Below are 14,466 nucleotides of genomic sequence, written 5' to 3' on the forward strand. Positions count from 1 at the left end.
TACCATCCATTGGATTCATCTATCGGAGTATATTTTTCTCCTTTTTTTACTTGCGATATTCTATAACTATTTGTTGTTGGTTTTAGTCTTACATTTAATACTGCTGTATTTACTTCCATTTCTGGATAGCTCTTTGATGATGAACTACCTACTACTAACACATAATCTCCATGGATCCATCCTATTCCACTGGATGTCTGTATCTTGTACCATTTCCCTGATTGTTCTAATACTGTATAAACTTGTCCACTAGTTATTTGAGTTATTCTTTGACTACTAGTAGTTGGACTTTTTCTTACATTCAGAACAGCAGTATCTACTTCTACATCCTTTGTGTCATATTGACTTGCCATAGCTATTGATGGTGATAATGGAACATCAGTATCTGCAGCTGCAAAGAATACTAAAACCCCTGACGCTAATACTAATACTTTGCCCTTCAATTTTTCATCCCCTTTCTTTTCTAGAACTTTTTCTGCATTTTCAAACACAAACTACATATTTCTATTTTAATTCTACCAGCTATCAAAGATTTAGTAAATAAGAAAATAACCGGATAATTTTTCTTTATCCTTTATAACTATCTTCTTGTTTTCTATATCTATTATTCCTTTATTTTTAAATACATTTATTCCTCTTGTGACTGTTACTCTAGATACCCCTATCAACTCTGCTAACTCTTGATGGGTTAAAGGCATATCTATTATCTCATCATCTTCTCTTTCAACTCCTTCTTGGGCAGACAAACGAATAATAGCTTTAGCTAAAGCTCCTAAAGAATCATTGAATGTCATACTTTCCATTTGAAGCATTACTATTCGAAATTTCCTTGAAGAACTATATAAAAGATATCTATATAATTCATTATTTTCTTTTAAAGCCTTCTCTAAATTTTCCTTATTTATTATAGATAAACATGCATTAGTCATTGCTATAGAAGATATATTTATGTTTCCTCCTCCAAAATAATCTAATTCCCCTATTATTTCTCCTGATTGTAATATATATAGTAACTTTGATATTCCTTTTGGACTTATCAATGCTTCTTTTATTTTCCCTTTCAATACTATTGCTATATAGTCTGATGAAGGTAATGTAATGATACTATTTTTATCATAATACCTTATTACTCCTATATCCTTTACTTCTGTAAGGAAAAATTTTCTCATGTCTTCTTGTTTATTCTTATTGAATATTTTCTTTTCCATAGTTTGATTCCTTTCTATTTATTTTGCAAAAGGAGATGCTTAAGCATCTCCTTTAAATAATCTTTTCAGTTTTAGATTCCATATATTCCCTCCAATTTCCTGAAGGTATATAAATAGTATCGACTTTTCTATTATTTATATTCTCTAAATTAAATTGATATACATAAGCCTCTACTTTTTCTCCTGTTTCTAATACTTCTATATCCTTTATTATTCTATTATATTCATTTACTCTAAAATTTTTTTCTGTATAATTTTCTAATTTATCCAAAACCTTTAAATTATTCTGAAAATTTTCTATCTCTATCAATTCTCCATATATATCTTGATTTCCTTCTACCATTGCAGGATAGCCTCTTTCTAACAAGTGATAAAGTTTCCCTTTAGTCTTAGCCGCAATACTAATCTTAACTTTTCCCTTTATATATTTATTATAATTAAAAAATCCCTTCATGAGACTCCCATAGACGAATATCTTTTTTGTCATAAAATCACCTTGCTACTAGCAAATCTTTCCACCAGTCTCTTTGATATCTTCTTCATTTTCTACGGCTGCTTTTATTAGATATTCTAAACCTTTAGTCATATCTTCTAAAGACATATATGGAGTGTTTTTCTTATCTACAATTTGTTCTGATATAAATGGTACATGGATAAATCCACCTTTCATATCAGGATAATTTTTGTCTATATTATACAATAATCCATACATTATATGATTACATACAAATGTTCCTGCTGTATTCGATACTGCTGCGGGGATATTATTCTCCTTAGCTTCTTTAACCATTGCTTTTATTGGTAATTTTGCAAAATATGCATTTTCTCCATCTTCATATATTGGAGTATCTATAGGTTGATTTCCTTTATTATCAGGAATACGAGCATCATCTTGATTTATAGCTACCCTTTCAACTGATAATTCAAACCTTCCTCCTGCTTGTCCTATACATAATGTGATATCTGGTTTTTCCATCTCTATTGCCTGCTTTAACTTTTCTATAGATTCTCCAAATACTGTAGGAATCTGTACTTTAATTATATTTGCTCCATATATTTCTTCTTTCATTCTTTTTACTGCTTCCCATGCTGGATTTATTTTTTCTCCTCCAAAGGGATCAAAACCTGTGATTAATACTTTCATGATATCATCCTTTCATTCTATGTCTATTAATTTCAAAGTCTATTAAAATGCCAATACATACATCAATACTATATTTACTACTAATAATGTAACGGCCACTGGAGCCTGAGCTATTATTACTCTATTCTTATTCTTTGTTTCTAATACTGCTGCTGGAACTATATTAAAGTTAGCCGCCATTGGTGTCATAAGTGTTCCACAATATCCTGCAACTAAAGCTATAACTCCTGCTATTGCCGGATTTGCTCCTTGAGATAATACGAAAGGCATCCCAATACCTGCTGTGATAACTGCAAAAGCTGCAAAAGCATTTCCCATTATCATTGTAAATAAAGCCATTCCTGCACAATAAGCTATTACTCCTGCTAATATATTTCCTTCTGGAATAATTCCTGATATTCCTTGAGATATAACTTCTCCTACTCCTGCCGCATTAAATAATGCTCCCAATGCTGCCAATAACTGAGGTAATATACTTGCTGAACCTACTTGTTGTAATAATCTACTTCCATCATGACTTATATATTTTGTACTTGTTTTTGTAGTTGCTAATGCCAATATCGTTGCAACAACTGATCCAAATCCTAACCCTACAAGTCCACCTAAGCTAGTAAATTGTGCTATAGCAAATGCTACTACTGCTATAGATAATGCAGGTATGAATACTTTATTTCCTATTTCTATTGATTTCTTTTCTCTAAATTCATCTGTAGAATTTTTTAATGTTCCAAATGTTACTTGCTTCGTAGCTGTAAGAACACCCATGAATAATAATAATACTCCTATTATTACTGGATCTACATATCTACCCACTGCAAAAATTAATCCTAATAGTCCCCAAAATATTGTTGTACCTATTCTCTTAGGATGTCCTTCATCTTTAAAAGCTGTTATAGCTGTCATAATTCCTATCAATCCTGCTATTATATAGATTCCTTCTAATAAAACATCTACCATATTATTCCACCTCTTTCTCTGTTTGTTTATTTGTACTTAATCTAGCTAATTTCTTATCTAATAAATAGTATTGTACTGTTGCTACTAAAAAGGCTGCTATTGCTGATGGTATGGCTGCCTTAGATACTGCCAATGGAGTTACTTCAATTCCCAATTCACTTAATGTTCCTACTATTAAAAGTACTCCTCCTGAAGCAATAAATATATTTTGTCCATAGAAGTTACCATAGTTTTCTGCTGATGCAGAATATCCCTTAAGATGCTCTATTTGTTCTTCATTCAATTCTCCATATTTACTTTCTGCTGCCCCTTGAGCCATTGGTAATATAAGAGGTCTAATAAACTGAACGTGTCCTCCTAAACGTAATGATAATGCTGCTGCTACCTCTCTAATAAGCACATAAATTATAAGTACCTTTCCTGCTGTCATAGAATGTATTTTTTTGATCAAAAAGGCTGCTCTTTCTCTCAATCCATTTCTCTCCAATATACCTATTACTGGTAATGTTAATAAAAAGATTGTCATATATCTATTATCTATAAAAGCTTGTCCCAATGTAGATAATATCTCTGTAAAGCCTAATCCTCCTACTAATCCTGTAACTATTCCTGCTACCAATACCACTGCTATGGTATCTAGTTTCAACATAAATCCTATTAAAATAATTAAAATTCCGATTAATTTGATCATATAACTACTCCCTTCTTCTATTATTTTTTATTTTAATATTATTTTATTACAAAAGTGTAATGATTTCTGTATACGGTGATACATTTTTTTATTAGTTTGAATATTCTTTTGTCAAATAATAAAAAAACATCAACTTATCATTGATGTTTTTATTTAATAAAATACTCAATCTTAAAATATTTTCTTATTTCCTTCATATTTTCATGATCTTTATCCTTATCTATCAATATAATACTTATATTTTTAATATTCTCTCTATATAATATATATTTTATAAATTCTAAAGATTTTTTATCTATTCCGTTAAAATGATTTATAATTATTAATACTTTTTTGTTATTAAATATTTCTTTCATGAGTATTTCTAATGCTTTAAATACCTTATTATTAATTATTTCATTTGATATATTTAATAATATATTATCTGAATATTCCATTGCCATTGAATTTATCATGGACAAATCATTCCAATAATTCCTTCTGAATTCCTTCAAACTTTCTTCCTTATGCTTTTCTATTATTTTATCTATAATCTCCGATATCCAATAATATTCAATATTTCCCACTGGATATGTAGAAGTATATATTACCTCTTTATCTTTAGATTCATTTATCCGATTTAATAAATCTTCTAATCCACTTTTATCTGTATAATATAAATTTAATTTTGATTCCTTTTTCCTTATATTAGATACTTTTTTTTCTTTCTTAGGCTTAATTTCTCCCTTTTTTATTTTCTTATATATATTTTTTATTTCTTCCATTGGACTTACATTCAATTCTTCCCTTAAAACTGTACAACACCTATTATAATGATGTAAGGCTAAGTCTCTATTATCTAGTTGAATATATGTCTTTATTAATTCAAGATATAATTCTTCTTTTAATGGATTTATATTTATCATATTTTCTAATATTTCTATTGCTTTTTGATATCGTTCTGTACTTTTATAATATTCCTGTAATTTTGCCAATACGTTTATATAATCTCTCTGAAATCTTTCTCTCTCATAAAATAGCCAATCATTGAACTGCGAAGAATCCTTTATATAAAATCCTTCTAGAAATTCTCCTTTATAAAGGTTCCTTATATGTTCTAGATTATCAATACTATCCGCTCTAAAATTATCTAATCTATTTTGAAAATCTTCTGCATCTACATATATATTAAATTCTTCATTAAATCTTATACTTTCTTTATCTGCTATAAAAATATCTTGCTTTATATTATTATCCTTAAATAATTTTCTAAGGGACCAAATATTATATCTCAAATTATATCTACTTGAATTGGAATCACTAGAATCCCAAAAAATATTTGCAATCTTATTCCTACTAAAGGAGTTTTCTCTATTTACTGCCATATAGCTTAATATACCAATCAACTTATGACTTAATTTATCTATTATAGATTCTCCCTGCCATAATATTTCTACTCTTCCTAATAAGTATATCTCTAGTTTAGCCATATTCTCACCTTACTTTATATAAAGTATATTTCCTTCTTTTATTGTTCCTACTACCTCTATATTTTTTATTTCTTTTTTATCTATTTTTAAAGGATTTTTATCCAATATTACAAGATCTCCATATTTACCTTTTTCTATTGACCCTTTAATATCTTCTTCAAATACTGCATAAGCTCCATTTATAGTAAAAAGCTTTATTGCTTCTAATACATCTAAAGAATATTCCTTATTGGGATGATTTACTGCTGTATATATTCCTAATAATGGGTCTATTGCTGTTACATCACTATCAGAACCTCCTGCTATAAGCAATCCATTATCTAATATTTTCTTTAAAGGATTGGATGTTTTTCTTCTATCTCCTAATCGTCTATCATATAAGTCCCCTTCTTCTCCCCAATAATGTTCATAGGCAGGCTGCATTGATAATACTAATCCTAGCTTTTTTGCTCTCTCTATATGCTCATCTGAAGGCAATTCAAAATGCTCTATCCTATGACGATGATCTATCCTTGGATATTCGCCTAATGCATATTCATAAGCCAATAATATCTGTTCTATGGCTCTATCCCCTATAGCATGAACTGTTATTTGAAGATTATTTTTATGGGCCTTTAATACAAAGTTATTTAATTCTTCTTGTTTAAAGAATAATTTACCTTTATTCCCTTCATCATCAGAATAGTCTTGACTTAATGCTGCATTTCTAGAACCAAAAGAACCATCCAAAAATATACATCCTCCTATGCGATTAAGTCTATTTTTTAAGACTCTCTCTACATCTATTGTTTGATAAAATAGATTTACATCTATTGGAAATGCATTTTTATTATCTATGATGAATTCTGCATCCTTATTGTGAAAAGAAAATCCACCTTCCAAAGCTCCTATAGTTGTAACTCCCTTTTTAATCGCTAAATCTATAGCCTTAAATACACCTTTTTTCCTTCGTTTATTAGAGATTCTATTAAATATTTGTCCTCGTATATATGCACTAGCATTTCCTACTAATCGTCCATCAGGAAGATTTCTTTCATCTCTAATTATTCCTTCTAAATCAAATGGTATATTTAAACTATTTAAGGCTTTAGAATTCAACGAACTTATATGATATTCTACTCTATTTATCCATACTGAATGATTTGTAGTACATTTATCCAATTCATATCTAGTAGGCATTCTTCCTTCTTTAATCCTGAAGTCGTCATATCCTACTCCTCTTATTAGCTGACCTTTAGGTGTTTCCTTTGCCCTTTTTGATATAGTTTCCTGTAATTCAGAGATACTCCTAACATCACTTAAATCTACTGATAAAAGATTTAATCCTGTTTGTACTAAATGAACATGACTGTCATAAAATCCTGGCAAAACAGCTTTTCCTTCAATATCTATAGCTTCTACATTGTCATTTAAATACTTCTTATATTTATTTCCCTTACCTAAATCAAATATCTTTCCATCTTTTATTAAAATCCAATCAAATATACTATTACTACTATCTATAGTCACTATATTTCCATTATATAATATCAAATCTACATCTTTCATGGAAATCCTCCTTTCTATCATATATTAACTCTTCATATACTAATTATATACTAAAGGAAAAATCCCTTCTATGAAAAGAAGGGATTTTCTATTATTTTGCTTTTAATGTACTAATTAAAAAGTCATATATTACTTCTGCTGTCTTAACTACACTATCAATGAATACATACTCATCATTACTATGATAATTTTCTCCATGGGGCCCAAATACAAATGTAGGTATATTTACTCTCGTACCAACATAATTAAAGTCACCCATACTTGAGAAATAATTTATTGTAGGCTTCCTACCTGATATTTTTTCTATACTACTTTTTATTTCTTTTGTATATATATTATTTTCATCCACTGTATAAGGTAAAAAAGCTTCTGCTCCTTCATTTGGAGCCTCTCTGAACTTGATATCTACATTACTCTTGATATCTGCTCTATCTATTGCACTCTTTATTTCTTCTATTAAATAATTCTTATCTTCTCCCCTAACAGTATGTCTAAACACTGTAAACTTAGCTTTATCTGCTACAGAAGCTGCTGCTCCTCCACCTTCACTACTTATTATAGCTAAGGATCCTTTTCCTAATTTGTCATCTTCAAGACCTTCTGCTTTCTCCAACTCTAACATAACTTTTGATGAATCTGCTATGGCATTTATCCCTAGTTCTGGAGATGCTGCATGGGCTGCTTTACCTGTGAAATCTAATGTATAATTCCATCCACCTCTAGCTCCTAAACATAAGCAAGGGAATTCTATTCCTGTAAATCCACTACTAGGCTCTGGAACTATAGCTACATCCACATTCTCAGTATATCCTTCTTCTATTAAAGCATTAGTTCCAAGTCCATAAGGCCCTTCTTCATCTGAAACCAATGTATATAAGATTTCTCCATTAAAATCTTTTACTGTTTCTTTAAATGCCTTAAGGGCTAGCATGATAGCTGCTGATCCTGATTTCATATCTAAAGCTCCTACTCCATAGAGTTTATTTCCTTCTATGGTTGCCTTAAAAGGATCTCTTGTCCAACCTTCACATAATTGTACTGTATCAAGATGCCCATTTAAATATATCTTTGGACCATCTTTTTTACCTTTAAGTCTTCCTACTACATTTATTCCATCATATTCAATTATCTTATTCACTGTATAATTATGATATTCTGGATTTAATCCTTCCTTATTACACCATTTATATGCAAATTTCATTATTTTTTCTTCTTCAAAATACGGGCTTTCTATTTCTATTAATTGAGATAAAAGTTCTACTATATTTTCTTCATTTATGATACTTTCATGTCTGTCCTTCATTTTAATTCCTCCTAAATCTTAGGCTCTTCCTTCTTCTTCTGTTTTATATGTTGATATACAATCTATTTCTCCTTCTTTAAATATAAATTTATTTGTAAATCCATAGATTATTGCTATTACTGGGGTCAAGTATGCTAAGAATACATATGGCAGATAATCAATTGTAGCTACTCCTAATGTTCCTGCAAAGAATACGCCACATAATCCCCAAGGTACTAATGGTGATGTAACTGTTGCTGAGTCCTCTGATGTTCTTGAAGCTACCTGTGGTAATATATTTAATTTCTTATATGCTGGTACTAGCATTCGTCCAGGAATTATTATCGCCATATATTGACTTGCTGAGAATAAATTAACTGCTATAGATGATATTACATGGGTAGTAATAAGTCCCTTTACATTACTTACCAATCCAGATATCTTATCTAATAATACTTCCAATACCCTTGTCTTTTCTAATATTCCACCATAGCTTAGACCTATGAATCCTAAGGATATTGTCCACATCATACTCTGTAATCCACCTCTTGAAAGTAATGCATCTACTGCTTCTACTCCTGTTTCTGATACGAAACCATAATTCATAAATTCAAGTAAATCTGCTGGTCCAAATCCTTGGAATATCATAGCAAAGGCTGCTCCTACTAATGAGGCTATTACCATTACTGCTAACCCCGAAACCTTCTTAACTGCTAAGATAACTACTAATACTGCTGGTAATAATGTAACCGGATTTATCATATAATTAGCATCTAATCCTGTAAGTATTTCATCTATTTGAACACTATTTATTGTATCTGCACTAAATCTAAGACCAATAATAGTATAAATGATTAATGATATTATAAATGCTGGTCCTGTAGTATATACCATACTCTTAATATGTTCAAAAAGATTTGCCTCTGCTACTCCTGCTGCAAGATTTGTTGAATCTGATAATGGAGACATCTTATCTCCAAATATTGCTCCTGATATAACCGCTCCTGCTGTAAGCGCCGGTGGAATTCCTAAACCATATCCTACTCCCATAAATGCAACACCAAATGTTGCTCCTGTAGTATATGAACTTCCTGTTGCTATTGATGATACTGAACATACAAATGCTACTGTAACTAAAAATACCTTTGGTGATATGATTTTTAATCCATAATATATTAATGTAGGTATTGTTCCAGCTGGAATCCATGATGCTATTAATACACCTACTAACATTAGAATTAACATAGGAAGCATGGCTATCTTACAACCATATAATATACCTTCCTGTATATCATCCCAAGTAAATCCTGATAATAAAAGTAATACTGCTGCAAAAGCAGATGCTATAATCAATGTAATATGACTATGATCTACATCTAATACAAATATTTGTATTATCATTGCAACTATTAAAAATAAAATGATTAATAATGCCACTAAAGAACTAGGGCGCTTTTCCTTTGAGTCTTTAATTTTACTCATGTATAAATCCCCCTTATTTTTATTTGTCTTTATATTATCATAGAGCCGTGGGATTAAGTGTTTTATTTTTCGTTTAATTATGATTTTTCTAAAAATTTGTGTTTTAATTTAAGATTTTATTACATTTCTATACTTCCAATATATTAATATAAAAGACATATTATAATTCTAATACGTTCATCAATATTGATATAAATAATGGAATTGTTATTATACTTAATAATGTTGATAAAAATACCCCTTCGCTAGCCAACTTATAATCAGAATCAAAACGTTTTGCAAATATTGCTGCATTTGCAGCTGTTGGCATTGCCATTAATATAGCTATTATTCCTGCTAACATTGAAGGCAATGGTATAATGGACAAAATTATCATTAGTGCTGCAGGTATAAATACAAGTCTTATAAAGGTTGAACCTATTAAGAACCTATTTTTAAATATCTCGGTTAAAGTAGATTCTCCTAACATAGAACCTATCACTATCATGGCCAATGGTGTTGTCGCATTTCCTAAACTATCTAAAGCATCAAATATAGGAGTAGGTAAATTTATAGAAAACAAAAATAATGCTAAACCTATAAATATTGATATTGTTCCTGGATTTATTAATGCTTTAAAACTTAATTTAGTATTATTTTTAGGATTTACAAGTATAACCCCTAATGTCCATAACAAAATATTAAACCATAGATTAAATAAGGCTGCATAAAATATTCCTATCTCTCCAAAAACTATACTTACTACTGGGTATCCCATAAATCCTACATTTGGAAACATAGTCATAAATATATATATTCCTTTTTCTTGACCTTCTATTTTATTTATTTTTATATACAAATAAGCTATTATCCCAGTAATAACATATATTATAGGTCCTGCCCTTAATATCAACAGGCCATTATTTAACATATCAGAGGAAAATTCATAATTCATTGATGTTATAAGTAAAGCTGGTAATGTTGCAAATATCACCAAATTAGATATTCCTTTCTCCACATAACTATCTATTATATTAAATTTTCTAAGTATCAGTCCTATGATTAATAAAATAAATAATACTGATACTTGGGATAATACTGACAATATGTCCATTGAAATCTACTCTCCTCTTTTCCTTCTCAAAAAAATATAGAGAAGGTTATTCCTCCTCTATTATAATATATTGTTTTACAATTGAAAGTTATTATATTCTGTTTTTCATCTGATCATATAGCATCTTCGCTATACCCATACCATTGCTTCCTTTACTTATTTCTCTTGTCAACTTTTCATCATACATTTCTTCAAACATTTCTCTTCCTGTACTTTCTTCTATAAGAGAAGATTTCGGTACTGTTCTTCTCATTGACTTCAACATGATATTAGTAAATATAGATTCAAACTCTTGGCAAGCTTCTAATAATCTTCCTTGTTCTTCTATATTTTTTACTTTTTTTTCAGTTTGTTCTAATCTATTCTGTTGACTAGCTATACTATTTGTATAGTTATTTAAATTTGATATATTCATTTATATCCTCTCCTATATCTATATTATCTCTTCAAATTATTTGCTTGCTGCATCATTTCATCAGAAGTTTGTATTGATTTTGAACTTATTTCATAAGCCCTTTGAGCTGTTATCATATTTACCATCTCATCTACCACTTGTACATTTGAAGCTTCTAAATATTTATGTAATACCTTTGAATCCATATTAAAATTATTTAAAACTGTTGCATTACCTGAAGCTGCTGACTCCTCGTAAAGGTTATTACCATCATTTAATAACCCCTTTGGATTAACAAAATCAACTAATTTTAATGTTGCTATATCTACATCTTCACCATTAGCATTCTTAGCTGTAATATTCCCTAGAGTATCTATTGTTAAATCTTTTATATCAGAATTCATTGTTATTCTATTATTATTATTATCTAATACATAATATCCTTCTGAAGTTACCAACCTAGATACATTTCCTTCTACACTTAATTTAAAACTTCCATCTCTAGTATATCTATACTCTCCATTTGGCAATTGAACTTGAAAGTATCCTTCTCCATCTATAGCTACATCAAATGGATTATTTGTTGCTTGTACACTTCCAGGAGTCATGTCTCTAGATATCACTCCCGTTTTAACTCCATGACCTACCTGAAGATTTACTGGTGCACCTTCATCATCATTAGGATTTCCTCTCTTTAACTCCGTATACATTAAATCTTTAAATTCTGCTCTTTGCCTTTTATATCCTGTTGTGTTTACATTTGATAAGTTATTGGATATAGTATCTATATTTAATTGCTGAGATTTCATTCCTGTAGCAGCCGTATATAGGGATCTTATCATAATCCTTCATTCCTTCCTATCTATAATTTAGCGATATCATTTACTGCCTTTCCTAATATTTCATCATAGGATTGTACTACTTTTTGATTAGATTCATAGTTTCTCATAGTAGATATCATATTTACCATTTCTTCTACTGAATTAACATTAGAAGTTTCAAGATATCCTGTTAATACTTCTCCTTCAAAAGGAGCCTCTTCTGCATCAATACCTTCTGCCATTATATAAAAATTATCTCCTAGTTTTCTTAAATATTCATCATTATTTATTGTAACTATATCTAATGTATTTCGCAATTGTCCTTCTATAAATACATTTCCATTCTCATCTATAAAAAATTCATTTTGTCCAATATTTATAGCTCCATTCTGTCCCAAAACGGGATATCCTTCACTAGTAACTAAAGTTCCTTCAGCGTTTATTTTAAAACTTCCATCTCTTGTATATTTAATACCATCTTCTGTTTGTATTTTGAAAAATCCATCTCCATTTAAAGCAAGATCTAAATCATTTCCAGTATCTATTAAATTGCCTTGAGTAAAATTTGTAAATACTCTATCAGTTCTTATTCCAAATCCAGCTGTACCTATTACATTTCTTTTTGGTATAGTTACAAGACTATCTACAACTTGTCCTCCTGCTAAAATATTTCCGTCTTCATCTACTTGAAGATTGCCATTAGTCACCTGTAATCTACCATTTCTACCTAACACATAATTTTCTCCATCAGTTTTAATATTATCATCTCTATCTCTATATTGAGTTTTTAAATATCCATCTTCATCTATTGTAAATCTTAGCTCATCACTATATCCTGGTCCTGCTGGTGTATCTACTTTAAAATATGCTCCATCAGCTTTAAGGGAATATACATCTCCATCTTGCTGAAGTTCTATTCCATTAAAAACTTTATTACTAGTATCTATACTATTATCATTAATTTTTGATAATAAAAGTTCTGGAAAGGATTCTGATAATACTCCATCCTTTTTATAACCTGTTGTATTAACATTTGATAAGTTGTTGGATAAAGCCTCCATCTTTCTTTGATTGTTTAATAATCCTGTTGTAGCTGTGTACATACCTCTAAACATTTCATCAATCACTCCTAGGTATTAATTAAATCTCTTATATACTATCGGCATGTTTGAATTAAATCTTTAATTATTATTAACTTTATTTTTGAATTTATGTACTTTCTTATGTCGAATTTTGCGAAAAATGGGACAGAGAACCGTCCCCCTGTTCCATTCTATGTCATCATCTGATCTTCTAAAGCTTCCATCCAATCGAGAGATTTTCCTGTCCCTTTTGCTACACAGGATATTGCATCGTCTGCAAGATATACTGGTATGCCAGTTTTTTCACTTATCAATTTATCTAATCCATATATTAATGCTGTTCCTCCAGTCATTATTATTCCTTTATCACTTATATCTGACGCTAATTCTGGCGGTGTTTTTTCCAATACTGCATGTACTGCATCAGTTATACTATAAATTGTTTCTTCTAATGCATCAAGCATTTCCTCTGAAGTTACCTTTATTGTCTTAGGTAAGCCAGACACTAAATTTCGTCCTCTCACTTCCATAGATACTTCTTGTGTTCTAGGGTATGCCGTTCCTATTTTTATTTTCATTTCTTCTGCTGTTCTTTCACCTATCATCATATTATGTTCTTTTCTCATATATCTTACTATTGCCTCGTCCAATTTATCTCCGGCTGTTTTTATGGATTCACTCACTACTATACCACCTAATGATATAACAGCTATATCAGTAGTTCCTCCACCCATATCTATAACCATATTTCCATCTGGTTGAGTAATATCTATTCCTGCTCCAATTGCAGCTGCTATTGGTTCTTCAATAAGATAAGTCTTTTTAGCTCCTGCTTCATTACTAGCTTCTATAGCAGCTCTTTTTTCAACTCCAGTCACTCCACTGGGCACACATACTATCATTCTTGGCTTAAATAGAAATTTACCTATTGCCTTATTTATAAAATATTTTAACATTCTTTCTGTAATTTGATAATCGGATATAACTCCGTCTTTCAATGGCCTTATTGCTACTATATTTCCTGGTGTTCTTCCCAGCATTTTTCTGGCTTCTTCCCCCACTGCAAGAAGCCTGTCTGTATTTTTATCAATAGCTACTACACTTGGCTCTTGTAATACTATACCTTTACCTTTTACATAAACTAATACGCTTGCTGTTCCTAAATCTATTCCCATATCAGCCCTTAATGAAAACATGTTTAAACCCTCACTTTCTACTTTTATCTATATTAATTCTTCTATTATGAATTATATCAATTATATCATTTATTTACCAACAAATGACACACTTCTTTA

At 30.0% G+C, this 14,466-nt stretch carries 15 protein-coding genes; all 15 read right to left on the minus strand.

The features are described 5' to 3' along the window. Positions 1-443 (minus strand): SH3 domain-containing protein (locus GOQ29_RS12370; RefSeq protein WP_203372976.1); only part of this gene is annotated, 443 nt, incomplete at its 3' end. Positions 444-533: 90 nt separating this feature from the next. After that, the gene (locus GOQ29_RS12375) at positions 534-1,208 is read right to left on the minus strand and encodes a Crp/Fnr family transcriptional regulator (protein ID WP_203372977.1); all 675 of its coding nucleotides are present in this window, start codon (positions 1,206-1,208) and stop codon (positions 534-536) included. A 52-nt stretch (positions 1,209-1,260) separates the two neighbouring features. Next, positions 1,261-1,695 carry a gamma-glutamylcyclotransferase family protein gene (locus GOQ29_RS12380; RefSeq protein WP_203372978.1) on the minus strand — a complete coding sequence of 145 codons (435 nt, stop codon included), beginning with the start codon at positions 1,693-1,695 and terminating at the stop codon, positions 1,261-1,263. Between the two features lie 15 nt (positions 1,696-1,710). Continuing rightward, positions 1,711-2,352 carry a pyroglutamyl-peptidase I gene (gene pcp, locus GOQ29_RS12385; RefSeq protein WP_203372979.1) on the minus strand — a complete coding sequence of 214 codons (642 nt, stop codon included), beginning with the start codon at positions 2,350-2,352 and terminating at the stop codon, positions 1,711-1,713. 42 nt (positions 2,353-2,394) lie between these two features. Then, positions 2,395-3,309, minus strand: coding sequence for a DUF979 domain-containing protein (locus GOQ29_RS12390; protein ID WP_203372980.1), 915 nt, complete (start codon positions 3,307-3,309; stop codon positions 2,395-2,397). Position 3,310: 1 nt separating this feature from the next. Beyond that, complete coding sequence (locus GOQ29_RS12395; protein ID WP_207750715.1) at positions 3,311-4,000, minus strand: DUF969 domain-containing protein; 690 nt, start codon at positions 3,998-4,000, stop codon at positions 3,311-3,313. Between the two features lie 149 nt (positions 4,001-4,149). Further along, entirely contained in the window at positions 4,150-5,469 is a 1,320-nt protein-coding gene (locus tag GOQ29_RS12400) for an AfsR/SARP family transcriptional regulator (RefSeq protein ID WP_203372981.1), read from the minus strand. A 9-nt stretch (positions 5,470-5,478) separates the two neighbouring features. Beyond that, positions 5,479-7,017, minus strand: a complete 1,539-nt coding sequence (locus GOQ29_RS12405; protein WP_203372982.1) for an amidohydrolase — start codon at positions 7,015-7,017, stop codon at positions 5,479-5,481. A gap of 91 nt (positions 7,018-7,108) precedes the next feature. After that, positions 7,109-8,320, minus strand: a complete 1,212-nt coding sequence (locus GOQ29_RS12410; RefSeq protein WP_203372983.1) for a M20 family metallopeptidase — start codon at positions 8,318-8,320, stop codon at positions 7,109-7,111. Positions 8,321-8,338: 18 nt separating this feature from the next. Next, positions 8,339-9,781, minus strand: a complete 1,443-nt coding sequence (nhaC, locus tag GOQ29_RS12415; protein ID WP_203372984.1) for a Na+/H+ antiporter NhaC — start codon at positions 9,779-9,781, stop codon at positions 8,339-8,341. Between the two features lie 160 nt (positions 9,782-9,941). Then, a complete protein-coding gene (locus GOQ29_RS12420) occupies positions 9,942-10,874 on the minus strand; it encodes an AEC family transporter (RefSeq protein WP_203372985.1) in 933 nt (310 codons plus the stop codon). A 91-nt stretch (positions 10,875-10,965) separates the two neighbouring features. Next, positions 10,966-11,289 (minus strand): rod-binding protein, encoded by a 324-nt coding sequence (locus tag GOQ29_RS12425; RefSeq protein ID WP_203372986.1) that lies wholly within the window; start codon positions 11,287-11,289, stop codon positions 10,966-10,968. 23 nt (positions 11,290-11,312) lie between these two features. Further along, positions 11,313-12,110, minus strand: coding sequence for a flagellar basal-body rod protein FlgG (flgG, locus tag GOQ29_RS12430; protein WP_203372987.1), 798 nt, complete (start codon positions 12,108-12,110; stop codon positions 11,313-11,315). 20 nt (positions 12,111-12,130) lie between these two features. After that, complete coding sequence (locus GOQ29_RS12435; RefSeq protein WP_203372988.1) at positions 12,131-13,204, minus strand: flagellar hook-basal body protein; 1,074 nt, start codon at positions 13,202-13,204, stop codon at positions 12,131-12,133. 158 nt (positions 13,205-13,362) lie between these two features. Further along, positions 13,363-14,367, minus strand: a complete 1,005-nt coding sequence (gene mreB, locus GOQ29_RS12440) for a rod shape-determining protein (RefSeq protein ID WP_203372989.1) — start codon at positions 14,365-14,367, stop codon at positions 13,363-13,365. Between the last annotated feature and the right edge of the window lie 99 nt (positions 14,368-14,466).

The organism is Anaeromonas gelatinilytica (genome assembly GCF_016820635.1).
GTDB classification, from domain to species: Bacteria; Bacillota; Clostridia; order Tissierellales; family SIT17; genus Anaeromonas; species Anaeromonas gelatinilytica.